17 protein-coding genes are annotated in these 16,275 nt (G+C 55.9%); 13 read left to right on the forward strand and 4 right to left on the reverse strand.

Features of this window, described 5'->3' with window-relative positions:
- Positions 1-136: 136 nt before the first annotated feature.
- The 8 genes from hemF to GGE09_RS17080 all read left to right on the forward strand — a co-directional run bounded on the left by hemF (position 137) and on the right by GGE09_RS17080 (position 6,592).
- Positions 137-1,015: an oxygen-dependent coproporphyrinogen oxidase gene (hemF, locus tag GGE09_RS17045; protein ID WP_309747373.1), complete on the forward strand. Its 879-nt coding sequence runs from the start codon at positions 137-139 to the stop codon at positions 1,013-1,015.
- Between the two features lie 144 nt (positions 1,016-1,159).
- Positions 1,160-1,969 carry a S49 family peptidase gene (locus tag GGE09_RS17050; protein ID WP_309747374.1) on the forward strand — a complete coding sequence of 270 codons (810 nt, stop codon included), beginning with the start codon at positions 1,160-1,162 and terminating at the stop codon, positions 1,967-1,969.
- Positions 1,969-2,157, forward strand: coding sequence for a hypothetical protein (locus GGE09_RS17055; RefSeq protein ID WP_309747375.1), 189 nt, complete (start codon positions 1,969-1,971; stop codon positions 2,155-2,157). The genes GGE09_RS17050 and GGE09_RS17055 overlap by 1 nt, the downstream gene beginning before the upstream one ends.
- Positions 2,154-2,936 (forward strand): SDR family oxidoreductase, encoded by a 783-nt coding sequence (locus tag GGE09_RS17060; protein ID WP_309747376.1) that lies wholly within the window; start codon positions 2,154-2,156, stop codon positions 2,934-2,936. Before GGE09_RS17055 ends, GGE09_RS17060 begins: the two co-directional genes overlap by 4 nt.
- Positions 2,937-3,248: 312 nt before the next feature.
- Positions 3,249-5,162 (forward strand): excinuclease ABC subunit UvrC, encoded by a 1,914-nt coding sequence (gene uvrC / locus GGE09_RS17065; protein WP_309747377.1) that lies wholly within the window; start codon positions 3,249-3,251, stop codon positions 5,160-5,162.
- A 54-nt stretch (positions 5,163-5,216) separates the two neighbouring features.
- Positions 5,217-5,900 (forward strand): CDP-diacylglycerol--glycerol-3-phosphate 3-phosphatidyltransferase, encoded by a 684-nt coding sequence (gene pgsA, locus GGE09_RS17070; protein WP_309747378.1) that lies wholly within the window; start codon positions 5,217-5,219, stop codon positions 5,898-5,900.
- Positions 5,897-6,148, forward strand: coding sequence for a molybdopterin converting factor subunit 1 (gene moaD, locus GGE09_RS17075; RefSeq protein WP_309747379.1), 252 nt, complete (start codon positions 5,897-5,899; stop codon positions 6,146-6,148). Before pgsA ends, moaD begins: the two co-directional genes overlap by 4 nt.
- Positions 6,149-6,151: 3 nt before the next feature.
- Positions 6,152-6,592, forward strand: coding sequence for a molybdenum cofactor biosynthesis protein MoaE (locus GGE09_RS17080; RefSeq protein WP_309747380.1), 441 nt, complete (start codon positions 6,152-6,154; stop codon positions 6,590-6,592).
- 59 nt (positions 6,593-6,651) lie between these two features.
- Here the strand turns inward: GGE09_RS17080 and GGE09_RS17085 are convergent, their stop codons facing one another.
- The 3 genes from GGE09_RS17085 to ubiA form a co-directional block, all read right to left on the reverse strand.
- On the reverse strand, positions 6,652-6,990 hold the full coding sequence (locus GGE09_RS17085; RefSeq protein WP_309747381.1) for a hypothetical protein: 339 nt from the start codon (positions 6,988-6,990) through the stop codon (positions 6,652-6,654).
- On the reverse strand, positions 6,983-8,836 hold the full coding sequence (locus GGE09_RS17090) for an OmpA family protein (RefSeq protein WP_309747382.1): 1,854 nt from the start codon (positions 8,834-8,836) through the stop codon (positions 6,983-6,985). Before GGE09_RS17090 ends, GGE09_RS17085 begins: the two co-directional genes overlap by 8 nt.
- Positions 8,837-8,901: 65 nt before the next feature.
- Positions 8,902-9,909, reverse strand: a complete 1,008-nt coding sequence (ubiA, locus tag GGE09_RS17095) for a 4-hydroxybenzoate octaprenyltransferase (protein WP_309747383.1) — start codon at positions 9,907-9,909, stop codon at positions 8,902-8,904.
- A gap of 11 nt (positions 9,910-9,920) precedes the next feature.
- Between ubiA and GGE09_RS17100 the strand changes: the two genes are divergently transcribed.
- From GGE09_RS17100 to GGE09_RS17115, 4 genes are all read left to right on the forward strand, one after another.
- Positions 9,921-10,652, forward strand: coding sequence for a 16S rRNA (uracil(1498)-N(3))-methyltransferase (locus GGE09_RS17100; protein WP_309747384.1), 732 nt, complete (start codon positions 9,921-9,923; stop codon positions 10,650-10,652).
- A complete protein-coding gene (locus GGE09_RS17105; protein WP_309747385.1) occupies positions 10,649-11,182 on the forward strand; it encodes a hypothetical protein in 534 nt (177 codons plus the stop codon). The genes GGE09_RS17100 and GGE09_RS17105 overlap by 4 nt, the downstream gene beginning before the upstream one ends.
- A gap of 109 nt (positions 11,183-11,291) precedes the next feature.
- Complete coding sequence (locus GGE09_RS17110) at positions 11,292-12,662, forward strand: glutamate--cysteine ligase (RefSeq protein WP_309747386.1); 1,371 nt, start codon at positions 11,292-11,294, stop codon at positions 12,660-12,662.
- A 188-nt stretch (positions 12,663-12,850) separates the two neighbouring features.
- Entirely contained in the window at positions 12,851-14,332 is a 1,482-nt protein-coding gene (locus GGE09_RS17115) for a M12 family metallo-peptidase (protein WP_309747387.1), read from the forward strand.
- Between the two features lie 39 nt (positions 14,333-14,371).
- Here GGE09_RS17115 and GGE09_RS17120 read toward each other — a convergent pair whose 3' ends face one another.
- Positions 14,372-14,584 carry a hypothetical protein gene (locus GGE09_RS17120; protein ID WP_309747388.1) on the reverse strand — a complete coding sequence of 71 codons (213 nt, stop codon included), beginning with the start codon at positions 14,582-14,584 and terminating at the stop codon, positions 14,372-14,374.
- A 148-nt stretch (positions 14,585-14,732) separates the two neighbouring features.
- Between GGE09_RS17120 and GGE09_RS17125 the strand changes: the two genes are divergently transcribed.
- A complete protein-coding gene (locus GGE09_RS17125) occupies positions 14,733-16,199 on the forward strand; it encodes a M20 family peptidase (RefSeq protein WP_309747389.1) in 1,467 nt (488 codons plus the stop codon).
- Positions 16,200-16,275 lie beyond the last annotated feature (76 nt).

A 16,275-nucleotide genomic window follows, 5' to 3' on the forward strand; every position in this document is an offset into this window, starting at 1 on the left:
AATCAAAGAGATGCGGAAAGTCATCGCGATAAAGCCATTGTGAAAGCCGTTGTGTCAGACCTAGACTCTTGGCACGAGGGGTGCAATGACCTCTGGCCAAAGACTGCGGGTTGGATGATCGAAAAGGACAAAGACGATGACGATGGAAGACAATAAAGCCCGCGCGGCCACGTGGTTTGCGACCCTGCGCGACCAGATTGTTGCGGCTTTTGAGCAGTTGGAAGACACGCAGGTCGAAGGGCCTTTCGCCAATGCGCCTGCGGGGCGCTTTGAGGTGCGCAAGACTGAACGGGATGGCGGCAAAGGCGGTGGTGGCTTGATGTCCGTGATGCGTGGCGGGCGGGTGTTTGAAAAAGTCGGGGTGAATATTTCGACCGTGCATGGTCAATTGGGCGAGCGGGCGCAGGCGGCGATGGCGGCGAAAAAAGGGTTGGCGGGCATGGCGGATGATCCGTCTTTCTGGGCGGCGGGCATTTCGTTGGTGGCCCATATGCAAAACCCGCAAAGCCCTGCGGTTCATATGAACACCCGCATGTTCTGGACCCCGCACGGTTGGTGGTTCGGCGGCGGCGCGGATTTAAACCCCTGTCTGGAATACCCCGAGGATACGGCGGCGTTTCATGCCGCCCTAAAGGCCCGCTGCGATCTCCATGACCCTGCCTATTATCCGAAATTTAAGGATTGGGCGGATGAGTATTTTTATATTCCGCACCGCAAAAGGGCGCGGGGCGTCGGGGGAATTTTCTATGACGACCTGAACACCGGCGACTGGGAGGCGGATTTTGCCTTTACGCAAGATGTGGGCCGCGCGTTTCTTGAGGCGTTTTTGCCAGTGACCGAAAAACGGCGCAGTGATCCTTGGACGGATGCAGATAAAGAGGCGCAACTGGTGCACCGCGGTCTTTATGCGGAATATAACCTTGTGTATGATCGGGGTACCAAGTTCGGTTTGGAAACCGGGCATGATCCTGATGCAGTGTTGATGAGCCTGCCACCTTTGGCGAAGTGGGTTTGATCCGCTGAAGGCAAGCAGCGAATGGCCGGCGTTGTGACAGGTTGTAACAGTAGTATTTGGATATTTGCCCCAAAAAGAGCCGAGGGCCGTCTTTGTGGGGGCGGGGGTCTTTAACCTGTGTTGGTTTCACCCTATGTCTTTGGCATGCGTAAATATATCCCCGGGCTGAAAAGCCATCCTGTTGTTTCTGTAGTGCGCCTGTCGGGCGTGATTGGTGGCGGTTCTCGGATGGGGGGCGGCGGGCTGAGTGACGCTTCGTTGGCACCCGTTTTGGAAAAGGCGTTTCGCAAGGGCAAACCTGCGGCGGTGGCTTTACTGGTGAATTCGCCGGGGGGATCGCCTGTGCAATCGTCTTTGATCGGCGCGCGGATTAGGCGGCTGGCCGAAGAGACCGGCACAAAAGTCTATGCCTTTTGCGAAGATGTTGCGGCCTCGGGCGGGTATTGGTTGGCCTGTGCTGCGGATGAAATCTATGTGGATGCGTCATCTGTCGTGGGGTCCATCGGGGTGATTTCGGCGTCATTCGGGTTTACGGGGCTGCTTGAAAAGCACGGCATTGAACGGCGTGTGCATACGGCGGGCGAGGATAAGTCCATGCTTGATCCATTTCGCCCTGAACGGGCCGAGGACATCGAACGGCTGAAAGACTTGCAGCGGGTGATCCACGGCAATTTCATTGATCACGTCAAAACGCGACGCGGGGCGCGGTTGGTGGATAAAGACCTGTTTACAGGCGAAATATGGGTTGGTGGAAAGGCGATTGAGGTCGGTTTGGTCGATGGCATCGCCCACCTGGTGCCGTTTATGAAAGACCGCTTTGGGGATAAGGTGAAATTCAACGTTCAGGGCCAGCGTAAATCCTTGATGCAGCGCTTTGGTCTGACTGCGGCGGCCAGTGATGTGTTGAGCAGTGTCGAGGATCAAGCCCTTTGGTCCCAGTTCGGGGTGCGCTGATGGTTAAAGTTGTTACGCTGTTTCTGGTGTTCATTCTGGTGCTGGCCATGTTCGGGCGACTGCGGATGCCAAAGATCAACAACCCGATGAAACGCAAAGGCGTAAAGGCGGGGGTGAAGTGCAAATCCTGCGGGCGCTACAGCCTTGCGGGTGAAAAATGCCCTTGTAGCACAAAGGATAAGTCATGACCTATCAGGCGGCTTTGGTGACGGGTGGTGCGCGGCGTTTGGGGCGGGCGATGGTTCTGGCGCTGGCCAAGCGTGGTGTGAATGTTGCGGTGCATTACGCAGGTGCTGTGGAAGAGGCGGCTTTGACCGCGGCCGAGGCAGCAAGTTTCGGTGTAAAGGCTGTGGCTTTGCAGGCGGATTTACTGGATGCGGAGGCAACACAGGGCTTGGTGGCGCGCGCATCTGAAGCATTGGGGCGGCCATTGGATATTCTGATCAACAATGCCTCGGTGTTTGAATATGACCGTTTGGAAACCGCCACGCTGGACAGTTGGGATCGCCATATCAATTCCAACCTGCGGGCGCCGTTATTTCTGACTCAGGCTTTTGCAGCGCAGGTGCCGGACGTGCAGGTGGATGAACGGGGTGAGCAACAGGCGAGCAGCGCTGTGATCAATATGGTGGATCAGCGGGTGCGCAAGCTGACGCCGGAATTCATGACCTATACAATTGCAAAAATGGGGCTTTGGGCCTTTACCCAGACTGCGGCCCGTGGGCTGGCGCCGAAAACGCGGGTCAATGCCATCGGGCCGGGGCCGACCCTGATCGGGGACCGCCAGAGCGATGCGCATTTTGCAAACCAGCGCAAAGCGACCATTCTGGAGCGTGGATCAAATCCCGAAGAAATCGTCGCCGCGATGAATTATCTGCTGGATAGCCCAGCCACAACCGGCCAGTTGCTGTGTGTGGACGGGGGGCAGCACCTTGGCTGGCGCACGCCGGATATTCAGGGGTTTTAGGGGTAAACAGGCGATTAATCTGTTGACAGGTAGGAAAACTGTCCACTGGTTTAATGAATATTAAGAACGCGTAACATTTTTGTTAATGTTTTCAGGAATTTGCCCCGATACAATGTTTTTTTCGTTTAGAATCAAGGGTAAGTTAAGCTGCCTAAAAAAGTGGCAAACCGTCGAAGCCTGCTAAAACAAAGGGGAAAACCCGAATGAGAGAGAGTTATCCGCAGAGTTATCCACAGGTATGGTGGACAGAAAAATCCTTGTGCGGCACGGGCTTTCGGTGCAGCGATCACGGGAATCAGGCATAAAGACACTATGACAGACACGCCGACAGACACGCCGCCAGAACAATTGCCCGAGGAAGAGGGGCAGGCTGGTGAGAATACGCCAACTGGACCTTTGGTAATTCAAAATTACCTCAAGTCGCTGGACAACAGTCCGGGGGTGTACCGCATGCTCGATCAGCGTGGCGAGGTTCTGTATGTGGGCAAGGCGCGGAACCTGAAGAAGCGTGTGTCGAACTACGCCAAGGGCCATGGGCATTCCGCAAGGATCGGGCGGATGATCGCGGCCACGGCGGCGATGATGTTTCTGACAACCCGTACCGAAACCGAGGCGCTGTTGCTGGAGCAGAACCTGATCAAGCAGCTAAAGCCGCGTTACAACGTGTTGCTGCGGGATGATAAAAGTTTTCCGAATATTCTGGTCACCAAGACCCACGAGTATCCGCAGATCACCAAACATCGCGGCGCGAAGACGGAAAAGGGGGATTACTATGGTCCGTTCGCCAGTGCGGGATCGGTCAATCGCACGCTGAACCATCTGCAAAAGATATTCCTGCTGCGCAATTGTACGGATTCCATGTTTGCCAGCCGCACGCGCCCCTGTTTACAATACCAGATTGCGCGGTGTTCTGCGCCTTGCGTCGGGCATATCAGCGCAAAGGATTATGGCGATCTGGTACAGGATGCCAGCCGGTTTTTGCAGGGCAGTTCGACCAAAGTACAAGAAACCCTCGCGGCCCAGATGGCCGAAGCCAGCGCAGCCATGGAGTTTGAACGGGCGGCTGCCCTGCGGGACCGGATCAGGGCACTGACGCAAGTGCAACAGACCCAAGGCATCAACCCCCAAGGCGTGGCAGAGGCAGATATTGTTGCCCTGCACATGGAAGGCGGGCAGGCCTGTGTGCAGGTGTTCTTTATCCGCGCCAATCAGAACTGGGGCAACCGTGCCTATTTTCCGCGCACAGGGTCAGGCGCGGAAACAGCCGAGGTGCTTGAGGGCTTTCTTGGGCAATTCTACAGCAATAAAACCCCACCCCGTCTGGTTCTGTTATCAGATGACATCGAAAATCGCGATTTGATGGAACAATTGCTAAGCGATAAGCTGGAACGGCGGGTCGAAGTGTCTGTGCCCCAGCGCGGCGAAAAGGCCGATCTGGTGGCAGGCGCATTGCGCAATGCGCGGGAATCGCTGGCGCGTAAGATGGCGGAAACCGCGACGCAGGTGAAACTGCTCGAAGGGTTGGCCACGGCCTTTGATCTGGAAGGCCCGCTGAAACGGGTCGAGGTTTACGACAACTCGCATATTCAGGGCAGCAATGCGGTAGGGGGCATGGTTGTGGCCGGCCCCGAAGGCTTTATCAAATCCGCCTATCGCAAGTTCAATATCAAAGACACAACCATCACGCCCGGCGATGACTTTGGCATGATGAAAGAGGTTCTGACCCGCCGTTTTCAACGGCTGCTGAAAGAAGACCCTGATCGCAAGACCGAAAACTGGCCCGATCTGGTGTTGATTGATGGCGGCGCGGGGCAGGTTTCTGCGGTGGCGGAAATCATGGCAGAGCTGGGGATCGACGATGTGCCTTTTATCGGTGTGGCCAAAGGCACCGACAGGGATGCGGGCAAAGAGGAATTCTACCGCCCCAAACAGCGCCCTTTTGCGCTGCGCTTCAACGATCCGGTTCTGTATTTCGTACAGCGTTTGCGCGACGAGGTGCACCGGTTTGCCATCGGCACCCACCGCGCCAAACGCAGCAAAGCCACATTCGCCAATCCGCTGGACGAGGTTCCCGGCGTCGGGGCGTCGCGCAAGCGGGCCTTGCTGACCCATTTTGGCAGTGCCAAGGCGGTTGCTCGCGCAGATTTGACCGATCTAAAGGCTGTAGATGGTATTTCGGGGGCCTTGGCGCAGGCAATTTATGACTTCTTCCATGACAAAGGCTAGCGCATTGGCTACATCTTCTCGTGGAACCGGCGAACTGATTAGGAAGTGCTTTTGATGCAGTGGAACATCCCGAATATCTTGACTGTTATGCGCCTTGCGGCTGCTCCGGGTGTGGCCATTCTGTTTCTGTTCTTCCCGCGCCCTTGGGCTGACTGGTTTGCGTTGGTGTTGTTTGTTTCGGCGGCGATCACGGATTTCTTTGACGGCTATCTGGCCCGTCTGTGGAAGCAGGAAAGCAAGTTCGGCGCGATGCTGGACCCGATTGCCGACAAAGCCATGGTGGTGATTGCGCTGGTGGTGATTGTCGCGCTGTCCACGGCGGATAAGCTGGTGATGGACCCGTGGATTTTGCTGCCCTCAACCGTGATCCTGTTCCGTGAAGTGTTTGTGTCGGGCCTGCGAGAGTTCGTCGGGTCATCTATGGGCGCGTTGAAGGTGACCAATCTGGCGAAATACAAAACCACCGTGCAGATGATCGCCATTGCAGTGCTTTTCGCCAAAGGGGTGTTTGAACATTATTATCTGAACTTGATCCAAGGTATGGACGAAACCATTTACAACGGCGTGATGGATGGCTCGATCGAGGATGTGAACGGCGTGCTGACCTATTGGACGGTGATGAATTCTACTTGGACTGTGGGCGTTGTTCTGTTGTGGATCGCCGCCGTGCTGACGGCTGTGACGGGGTGGGATTACTTTGTCAAAGCGCGGCCCCATTTGCAGGAGCCAGAGGCATGAAGCTGGATGTGGTCTATTTTGCATGGGTGCGTGAACGGATCGGTGTGCCTCGCGAAACCGTCGAAACAGAGGCTGTGACTGTGGCTGAGCTGGTGGCGGAATTGCGCGGGCGTGAAGACCGGTATGATCTGGCGTTTTCTGACGTGTCTGCCGTGCGTGTGGCGCTGGATCAGACGCTAACCCACTTTGATGCACCATTGTCCAATGTGCGTGAAGTCGCGTTTTTCCCCCCGATGACAGGCGGTTAGGCCATGGCAGTACGGGTGCAACAACAGGATTTCAATCTGGGCGCGGAACTGGATGCCTTGCGGGAAGGGCGCACGGATATTGGCGCGCTGGTTAGCTTCAGCGGGCTGGTACGCGATGACAGCGGTGATCTGGAAGCGTTGGAGTTGGAGCACTACCCCGGTATGACCGAAAAGGCGCTGGCGGGGATCGAGGCCGAGGCCCGCGCGCGCTGGGACTTGAACGACAGTTTGATCATTCACCGCTATGGTCCGTTAAAACCAGGTGAGCAGATCATGATGGTGGCTACAGCCGCCCCCCACCGTAAGGCTGCATTTGAGGCGGCGGATTTTCTGATGGATTTCCTAAAGTCCCGTGCGCCCTTCTGGAAGAAGGAACATGGCGTAGCAGGGGCGGCATGGGTGGATGCCAAGGAAGACGACGAGGCGGCCTTAAAGCGCTGGTAAGTCGCTTGTGTAACTTCTGTCTTTAGGTTTTTGAGTATTTTTGGAACATTGAAGCGGGTTTAAGGTTTTGCGGCTGTGGATTGCAGGGCTTCTAGATGGGCTTGCAATTCGCCTGCTTCGCGGCGTGCGGCGCCAAGGCCTTCCATTGCAGCGGCAAGTTCGGCTTCGGATTGGGTCAATTGGTTGGTCAGTTCCCATTCGCGCTGCTGGATGTAGGTCATCGCCTGATCGCGGGCTTCTTCGGCTTCGTGCAGGCGGTTGGCCAGATCGTCGATTTCGGTGACATTGACGGAATTGACGCTGTTCAGCCGGCCATAGGCCCATCGGAATGCCCAACCCGCAATGAAGGTTAAAAGCAGGACAACCGTGATCGTAACGATAAGTTCGGTTCTATTCATCGGTGTCTTCCTCGGGGCTTTGGGGGTCTTCTGTGATCAGGCGGAAGGCGATGCGGCGATTGGCAGCGCGGCCTTCTTCGGTGTCATTTCCAGCGATGGGTTGATCCTCGCCGTAGCCTTTGGCGGTGAAGCCAGAAATCAGGATGCGCCGTGCCAGCAGACCGTTCAGCACCGCTTCGGCCCGTTGTTGGCTGAGCGAGCGGTTCATTTCTGCGCCGCCCTGACTGTCGGTGTGGCCTTCGATTTCAAAGCGGGTGTCGGGGCAGTCTTTGATGATGTCGGCGATGGCGTCCAAGACGCCCTGACTTCCTGCTTCGATTGTGGTTGAGGATGGTGCAAAGACGATCTGCTGTTGCAACAGGACTGCGCGGATCTGGGCTTCGCACTGGCGGGAATCAAGCGCGTTCACTTTCGGGATCAGCTTGGGATCGTGTTTCACGTCAATGGTATAGCCGTCCCCGTCGCCAATGCGCTGGGCAAACAGGCCGGTCAGTTCCGACGTGATTTCCGGGTTGGCGCTGATGCCGCGGATTGTGACCTGTTCGGGTTGCACAACAACCGCGCCGTGATGCATTTTGGACAGGCCTTCCAGCCCGGCCAAAACACGGGTGGGCCAGCCATCGGGCAGTTCAGGGTCGATGCGGGTGGCATTGTCTACGTTGCTTGATCCAAACAGGGAGCGGGCAAAGGCACCAATGCTTTGTTTCGCCAATGCGTTCTGGATGCGGCCACGTAACTGAACCTGACCTTCGGGGCTGCGGGTGGCGGTGAATTCGGGCAATTCGGCCGATTTCTGTGCGCCGTCTTGCAGGATCTTCGGGGGCAGTGTGGCGTGCAGCGAGAAAAGTTCTGGCAGGCTGTTTTCCAAGCCGCCGACCACATTGTCAAAACGGCTTTGGCTGATTTTATCGTTTGCCACCAGTGAGATATCGCTGTCTGCCACGCTAAGTGTGCCGCCACCCAGGCTTTTGAGCGCCTGAACGCTTTGGATGATCGCCTGATCCCATTCTGTGGTAGGGACGCCAAGACCCACATCACAGGATAGGGTTTGCTCTGCGCCCGCAGCCCGTACGGCACGCAGGATACGATCGCGCGCATCATTGGTATCAGCGGAACAGCTTTGCAGTTCAAAGCCGGTGTCATCCATCAGAATGCGAAAGTGGAAGGGGGTGATGACAGGGCGGGGGGCGGTGATGTCCATCAACAGGACAACGCCTTCGGGTTTGGCTTCGCGCACCGATTTTTCGACGCGTTTTTGTTCTTCGGGGGATTCAGTGACCGCAGTGATCCGCACCGCATCCGGTGTGACGGAGATTTTAGAGCGGGGCAGTTGTTCAAGGCTCGACAGGCCGAAATCCAGATTGCGTGCCCAGCCAGACGGGACGCGGTGTTCGGTGCTTTCCAGCATGTCGGTAACGGTTCCGCCATTGGCGATCTTTGCGGCACGATCCAGAATAAAGCCGCGCCCGACCTTTTCAGGGATCAGCCCGATCAGCGAAATCCGGTCCACGTTGCGCAGCATTTCCAGTGAAAACCGCGGCTCTACAATTTCAGAAGATTGCAGCACTGTGGTGCGGTCTGAAATCCGGTTGGCGTCAATCACCTGACCCATGATTTCAAGGGCTTGAAGGCGCGCGGCTTCATCCGGAGCAAGCCCTGTCAGATGTACCACCAGCCCGTCAGGGCGGATCGTCGCCCAGTTCTGACCCGAGGCCCGCAGCGCTGTGTCTACCTGTTGCTGGGTGGCGTTTTGGATGTAATCGACCGCGCGGGTGCCTAAGAACAGAGACCCTGCCGCAACCAGTATGAAGCTGATTGCAGAAAACAAAAGTGCGGTACGATGCATACAAAACCCCGGTGCCGGTTTGGCGTTACAAAGTTGATGTAATTGAACAAAGCCGCGGGTTCAAGCTAGGTCAGTAAAACCGCCAGTGACCAGAAGACCACAGGGATCAATCCAGCCTCTCGGTTCGAGCGGAACAAGTGCAGGCAGACCTGCGTGTTGTTGATGTCCAGCTTGCGCAGTTGCATGGTCTGATGTGCGCCAAAGCCCCAGATTCCCGCGAAAACCAGCAAGAAAACAATAGGATTGGGCAGCAGTTGGGACACCGCCGCAGGGGTGATAACGGCCAGCAACATCAGGGTCATGGCGACCACCTGAAAGATGAACAGCCAGCGCGGGGTGTTGTCGGCGAAAAGCCGCGCAGTGGATTTCACGCCGATCAGGGCGTCGTCCTCTTTGTCTTGATGGGCGTAGATTGTGTCATAGAACAGGGTCCAACTGATGCCCGCCAGATAGATCAACACAGGCGCGAGCGATAGGGAGCCGCTATGGGCGCCCCAAGCCAGCAAGGCCCCCCAGTTAAAGGCGATGCCCAGAAATATTTGGGGCCACCATGTGAACCGCTTGGCAAAGGGATAGATTGCTACAGGGGCCAGTGCGAGGATGCCCAAGAAAATGGCGAACCCGTTGTAGGTGAGCAGAATTCCAAAAGCCAGCAGCGCCTGTATTACCATCCAGACCAAAGCCTGTTTTGTGGTGACTAGCCCCGATGGCAACGGGCGCGAACGGGTGCGTTCTACCTGTCCGTCAATTTTGCGATCCGCGATGTCATTCCAGGTGCAGCCAGCCCCGCGCATCAAAAACGCCCCCATGGCGCAACTTATGGCAATCCAGCCATCCATTGGTTGTAATCCCGCCGGATCAAACAGGATCGCCAGCAACAGCCCCCACCAACACGGGATCAGCAGCAGCCATGTGCCCGCAGGGCGGTCCGCGCGGGACAGGCGCAGATAGGGGCGCGACCAGCGGGGGCAAAACCGATCCACCCAATTCAGATCAGTGGCATCGGCCACGCGCCCCCCGTCATTTGGCAAATCTGTGTTCGGCAGGTCTGGTGTCTGCTTCGGATCGGTCATAAACTGGCCCCATGGATAAGACAGCGAAAATCAGGCTCTATGTAGACGCGGACTTGGGCACGGGGCAAGCCGTTGCTATGTCGCGGGAGCAGGCGCATTATTTGTTTGGCGTCATGCGTCTGGAAAAAGGCGCGTTGGTGGCGCTGTTCAACGGGCGCGACGGTGAATGGCAGGCCGAAGTGATCGTCGCCAACAAGCGCAATGCGGTGTTGGAGTGCCATAGGCAAAGCAAGCCGTTGCAGATGCCGCCCGATTTGTGGTTTTTGTTTGCGCCGATCAAAAAGGCGCGCACAGATTTTATCGTGGAAAAAGCTGCCGAAATGGGCGCGGCACGGATCATGCCGGTCCAGACTGCTTTCACCCAATCCGAGCGTATGCGTCAAGATCGCCTGCAAGCCCACGCGCTGGAAGCCGCCGAACAATGCGGTGGAACCTATGTGCCCGAGGTGACGGATTTGGCCAAGCTGGACAAGGTTCTGGCAGATTGGCCCGCAGATCGTCAGCTGTTGTTTTGTGACGAAACACGGGTGGGACAGGCGGCGAGCGACCTTAGCCAGCTTTCGCGCGGACCATGGGCGATTCTGATCGGACCAGAGGGCGGGTTTTCTGCCGCAGAGGTGGAAAGGTTGCGCGCTATGGCGGGGGTTCATTCCATCAGCCTTGGCCCGCGGATATTGCGGGCAGATACGGCGGCGGTTGCGGCGCTCGCCCTGTGGCAACGGGCGCTTGGGGATTGGGTGTGAGTTTCATCCGCCCTGAAATTCGTGCGATCCTGTGGCGCTGGCGCGAGGTGCTGATTACCGGCGTTTTGGTGCTTTACGGTGTCTACCTGCTGGGACGTGGGATCGACCTTGAAAGCTATACGATGACCGCTTTGGGCGTTGTGGTGACCGGACTGTTCGCGGTTTTGCTGTTCTGGGCCATATTACGGGCCAAGCTGTATAAACCCGTCAAGGCCGTCGGCATGGTCGAAGTGAAGGAACGGGAAGTCGGGTATTTATCGCCTGAAGGCGGGGCGTTTGTGTCGCTGGATGATCTGACGCGGTTGGAAATTGTCACCACGGACAAAGGCCCTTTGCAGGACGATGTGTTCTGGGTCTTGACCCATCTTGGCGGCGCGCCGTTGTCAATTCCGGCATCAGCGCAGGGCAGTGATCTGTTGTTTGACGCATTTGCCCCCTTGAAAGGCATAGATTTTGAAACCGCTGTTCGGGCGATGGGCAGCACCCAAAACGCCCGTTTCCTGATCTGGGAACGGCGGGTGTTGCATTAACGAAACCCGATCTATTCCGGTGAGTGATCCGGTGGATCACAACTTCCTGCCTTGACACCCCCCGCCATCCGTTTCAGGTCTGGATCAACCAAAGTTTCGGAGATCATCCATGTCTATCCCACAGTCCGGTGGCGGCCCCATCGAACATCATGACCAATTGGCGGAGTACCTGTCTGACGGCTGCAAGCCCGTCCAAGACTGGCGTATTGGCACAGAGCACGAGAAATTCGGCTATGACACCACCAACCTGCTGCCTTTGCCCTATGAAGGTAAAAGCAGCATCAAAGCTATGCTGGAAGGCCTGCGCGATGCCTTTGGCTGGGCGCCCGTCGAAGAAGGCGGCAAAATTATCGGATTGGTGAAAGACGGCGCGAATATTTCGTTGGAACCGGGCGGCCAGTTGGAACTGTCTGGCGCGCCACTGGAAACCATCCACGAAACCTGTGACGAGGTGAATGAACACCTGAAAGAGGTACAGCAAATCGCCGATAAAATGGGCGCAGGATTCATTGGTCTGGGGGCTGCCCCGATCTGGAGCCATGACCAAATGCCCCTGATGCCCAAAGGCCGCTACAAGCTGATGGACGCCTATATGGGCACGGTTGGCACACACGGAACGCAGATGATGCGGCGTACTTGCACGGTGCAGGTGAACCTTGATTTCGCATCCGAAGCCGACATGGTGCAAAAGTTCCGTGTAGGTCTGGCCTTGCAACCCGTGGCGACAGCGCTGTTTGCCAATTCCCCTTTCTTTGATGGCAAGGAAAATGGCCATAAATCATGGCGTTCGCGGGTTTGGCGGGGTCTGGACAACGCGCGCACCGGCATGCTGCCGTTTGTGTTTGAACAGGGCATGGGGTTTGAACGCTACGTTCAATATGCGCTGGATGTACCGATGTATTTTGTTTACCGCGACGGTAAATATGTGGATGCGCTGGGCATGTCGTTTCGTGACTTTATGAAGGGCGAATTGCCTGCCTTGCCGGGTGAAAAACCGACCCTTAGCGATTGGGCCGATCACCTGACCACCTGCTTCCCCGAAGTGCGGATCAAGAAGTTCATGGAAATGCGCGGCGCGGACGGTGGCCCTTGGCGGCGGATTTGTGCGCTTCCGGCCTATTGGGTGGGGCTGATGTACGATCAAGGCGCGCTCGATGCTGCGTGGGATTTGTGCAAGAACTGGGATGCCGAAACCCGCGAAGCTTTGCGCGTTGCAGCCAGTGTCGAAGGGGTGGGCGCCGAGGTGAACGGGATCAAGATGATTGATTTGGCCCGTGAAACCGTTGCGATTTCCAAGGCTGGTCTAACCGCGCGCGCCCGTGCGGGAGCGGGCGGGCTTGTGCCCGATGAAACCCATTTCTTGAACGCTTTGGAAGAGGTGGTTGAAACCGGCCAGTCCCCCGCCTGCGAACTGTTGAACAAGTATCGTGGCGACTGGAACGGCGATCTGACGCGGATTTATTCCGAGTTTAGCTACTGATCGATACCGAATCTTTACTCTTTTGCGGTGAAGTGGTTTTGAAACAGGGGGAATTGGACTAATTCCAACCCCAATCAAATTTGAAGGCGCTTTTAATAGGGCGCCTTTGATAAGAACGATTTGTGCTGTGAAATGGTCACATTGAAGGGCAATACAGGGTGCGAATTTAGACTGTGAAGGAGCAGGGCATGACCGTTGTGTCTGATTATACGGCAATTTTGCAGATCAACGATACAACTGCTGCAAGGTGGAACGCTACTACAGATCTGGGCGTTCCGGTTATTGTGACTTACAGCTTCGCAGATGGTGGCAATGTGCCGACCGTTAGCGAAAGCTCCTATTTTGTCAGCAGCACATCGGCTTTCACCGAACTACAGCGTGCCAATTTCCGCGATGTGGCTGATATTTATCAGTCCACTGCGGGCATCGTCTTTGTCGAAGTCGAAGAAGGCGGCATGATTGACATATCCAATGCCAACGGATCGTCCTATGGCGGCTGGGCCAGCTATCCTTGGGTGTCTGAATATTCCACCAGTTCCGGTATCTTTGTGGTCGACAGCTTTGGCGATTACCAAGAAGGCAGCTATGGCTTTCAGATCATGTTGCATGAATTGGGCCACGCTATGGGGCTGCAACACACCCATGACGGTTCGCTGACGCTTTCTTCGGGGATGGACAACCAATACCAGACGGTGATGACCTATAACAACACAAGCCCCTACACCTCGGTTTTGGGGCTGCTGGATGTGCAAGCCTTGCAACATCTTTATGGTGCGGCGGTGGATACCTCGGCTTGGGATATTCATTACGACAGCTACAACGATACGATGGTTATCGCAGGCAGCAGTAAGGCTGATAGCTTGCTGGGCGTGGCGGGGTCGAACCGTATCATCGGCGGCAGTGGTGGTGATACGGTGATCGGCCGGGATGAGGTTGATAGGCTTTATGGTGGCCGTGGCAATGACGGGTTGTTTGGCGGCTATGATGCAGATGACCTTTTTGGCGGCGGCGGGCGCGACGACCTTTTTGGCGGTTCCTCCAATGATCGGCTGAAAGGCGGCGGCGGGGCTGACCATCTATATGGCGGGCTTGGGTCGGACGAATTGTTCGGGGCCGCTGGCAACGATCGCATCTACGGCGAAGACTATAGTGACGATATTTTCGGCGGCCTTGGTGATGACAGCCTGTTTGGCGGGACAGGAAATGACGAATTGTCGGGGCAAAACGGCAAAGATATGATCTTTGGCGGGTTGGGCTGGGACAGTCTTTTCGGCGGCGGCGGCAAAGACAAACTGTATGGTACAGAGGAGGATGGCTCTTCTGACAGCGCAACGCGCTATTTCTATGGCGGCGGCGGCAACGATCGGTTGTTTGGTGGCGCAGGCAATGACCAGTTTTATGGCGGCGCAGGTAAAGACACCATAACCGGTGGCAGTGGACGCGATGTGTTTTACTTTTCCGAAGATGGCGGCGCAGATCGGTTCAAAGATTTTGAAGACGGCTATGATCACATCAGCTTGGCGGACGTGGACTTTACCTTTGATGATCTTAAATTCGTCAGTAAGGTGCAGGGCGACTCGACGTTAATCAAAGTGGCTGGCTATGATGTTTCACTGTTCTTGAAGGATATTTCGGTCGATCAATTATCCTATTACGACTTTTATTCATAACGGGCATGGCCTTGGTGCGCTGGTCTGTAACTGTTCGGGTTACAGCAACTTACCAACGACAACGATGGCAAGACCAATCCCTGCCACACTGACCGAGGCCAGATTGATCGGGATTAAGCGCTGTAGATGAGCAGTCATGTCCTCACCTTCAAGGCTGGAATTTCGCAACCCGTTGGCTTTCCAGATACAATATAAAAGACCACACAGGCCCAAAAGCGTTACAAAAACGCCAATATAAATAAGCCAGCCCATGATCGTCTCCGTTAAGGTTTTGGGGGCGGTAGCATACTGTTTCAGGATTGTCCAAAACGGATTTAACCCAAAACCGCTATTAACGCGTGGTTAGGGGTTACTCTGACCGTAGTTTTGCTAAGCTGCGTACCAGACAGAGGGGGTAATCATGCTGAAAACACTATTTAAAATGTTGGGAGCTTTGCTGGTTCTATTGATCGGTGTGATGGCTTTTAACACGTGGCGTTATCAACCGAAAAATGCCAGTTGGGAACAAGTTGACCTTCCAAAAATTGACACCCCCACGCTTTCAGCCCACCTTAGTCGGGCGATCCAGTTCAAAACTATATCCATGCGGGAATTCCCAGGGGGCCGACCCGCGGATTTTTTGGGGTTTACGGAGTGGTTAACCACGGCTTTTCCCGCCGCCACAGGCGTGATGGATCGCCAAATGATCAACGGTCTAACCCCACTTTACCGTTGGCAGGGCAGTGATACATCCCAAAAACCGATCCTGCTGACCGCCCATTATGATGTGGTTCCTGTCGAAAACGAAGGAGGTGCCCGTTGGCAATACCCCCCGTTTGAAGGACGTATTGCCGACGGATTTGTTTGGGGACGCGGCGCTATGGACGACAAAGGCGCTTTAGTCGCCATGATGGGGGCCGCCGAACAACTGGCACGCGAAGGCTTCCAGCCCGCACGCACGCTATATTTCAGTTTCGGCCATGATGAAGAAATCGGCGGCGCAGAAGGGGCTTCGGCTGTTGCGGATTACCTGCAAGGGCAGGGCGTGCAACTGGATTGGTCGTTGGACGAAGGCTCGGCTGTGTTACGCGACATTGTGCCAGGGCTTTCAACAGATATTGCCTCGATCAATGTGGCTGAGAAGGGCTACATTACGGTTGATATTACCGCCCACGGCGAAGGTGGCCACTCGTCTTTGCCCCCACGCCGCACCGCTGTCGGGGAACTGGCCGAGGCATTGGTAAACTTGCAAGCCGCGCCGGTAGACGGCGGATTAACCGGTGCCTCGAAAGAGTTCTTTGACGCGCTAGGCCCGAATTTTAGTCTGGCACAGCGGGTGCTTTTTGCAAACCAGTGGCTGTTCCGTCCTGTGCTGGAACTGGTTCTGTCTGGCTCTGCTTCAACCGATGCTATGCTACGCACCACAATGGCGCCGACCATGTTGTCAGGTTCATCCAAAGAAAACGTATTGCCGCAACAGGCCGTGGCCACAGTGAATTACCGCCTGCACCCCCGTGATTCCATTGCGGATATTTTGGCCCACACCCATGACAAGATTGATAACCCAGCCGTAGATGTCACCCTGCGGGACGGTTTTCAAAGTGCTGCTAGCGAGGTGTCGAGCGCGCAAAATGAGGCTTTTGCACTGCTGTCCCAGACCTTTGGGCAGGTATTTGGCGATGTGATCATCGTTCCCGGCCTGACGATTGCGGGCACGGATTCCCGACACTATGCGCGGGTCGCCGATAACAGCTACCGCATTAACCCTTTTGTCATGACCAGCGAGGATATTCCCCGTCTGCACGGCGTGAATGAGCGGCTTTCGCTGGTGGATTTGGAACGTGCTACTCAATTTTACATGCTGCTGTTGCGCAACGGAACACAATAATCAGGCCGCGCGTTTCTTTGGCTTGTCGGGGGCGGGTCAGGGCGTTAGGCAAAGGGCTTGAGATTCGATTTAGCGA

It is taken from the genome of Roseobacter sp. N2S (assembly GCF_031454055.1).
In the GTDB taxonomy this organism is placed as follows: Bacteria; Pseudomonadota; Alphaproteobacteria; order Rhodobacterales; family Rhodobacteraceae; genus Amylibacter.

Coding starts and splice junctions, on each gene's coding strand:
- hemF (WP_309747373.1), top strand. CDS start 137: ATGACGATGGAAGACAATAAAGCCCGCGCGGCCACGTGGTTTGCGACC.
- GGE09_RS17050 (WP_309747374.1), top strand. CDS start 1,160: ATGCGTAAATATATCCCCGGGCTGAAAAGCCATCCTGTTGTTTCTGTA.
- GGE09_RS17055 (WP_309747375.1), top strand. CDS start 1,969: ATGGTTAAAGTTGTTACGCTGTTTCTGGTGTTCATTCTGGTGCTGGCC.
- GGE09_RS17060 (WP_309747376.1), top strand. CDS start 2,154: ATGACCTATCAGGCGGCTTTGGTGACGGGTGGTGCGCGGCGTTTGGGG.
- uvrC (WP_309747377.1), top strand. CDS start 3,249: ATGACAGACACGCCGACAGACACGCCGCCAGAACAATTGCCCGAGGAA.
- pgsA (WP_309747378.1), top strand. CDS start 5,217: ATGCAGTGGAACATCCCGAATATCTTGACTGTTATGCGCCTTGCGGCT.
- moaD (WP_309747379.1), top strand. CDS start 5,897: ATGAAGCTGGATGTGGTCTATTTTGCATGGGTGCGTGAACGGATCGGT.
- GGE09_RS17080 (WP_309747380.1), top strand. CDS start 6,152: ATGGCAGTACGGGTGCAACAACAGGATTTCAATCTGGGCGCGGAACTG.
- GGE09_RS17085 (WP_309747381.1), bottom strand. CDS start 6,990: ATGAATAGAACCGAACTTATCGTTACGATCACGGTTGTCCTGCTTTTA.
- GGE09_RS17090 (WP_309747382.1), bottom strand. CDS start 8,836: ATGCATCGTACCGCACTTTTGTTTTCTGCAATCAGCTTCATACTGGTT.
- ubiA (WP_309747383.1), bottom strand. CDS start 9,909: ATGACCGATCCGAAGCAGACACCAGACCTGCCGAACACAGATTTGCCA.
- GGE09_RS17100 (WP_309747384.1), top strand. CDS start 9,921: ATGGATAAGACAGCGAAAATCAGGCTCTATGTAGACGCGGACTTGGGC.
- GGE09_RS17110 (WP_309747386.1), top strand. CDS start 11,292: ATGTCTATCCCACAGTCCGGTGGCGGCCCCATCGAACATCATGACCAA.
- GGE09_RS17115 (WP_309747387.1), top strand. CDS start 12,851: ATGACCGTTGTGTCTGATTATACGGCAATTTTGCAGATCAACGATACA.
- GGE09_RS17120 (WP_309747388.1), bottom strand. CDS start 14,584: ATGGGCTGGCTTATTTATATTGGCGTTTTTGTAACGCTTTTGGGCCTG.
- GGE09_RS17125 (WP_309747389.1), top strand. CDS start 14,733: ATGCTGAAAACACTATTTAAAATGTTGGGAGCTTTGCTGGTTCTATTG.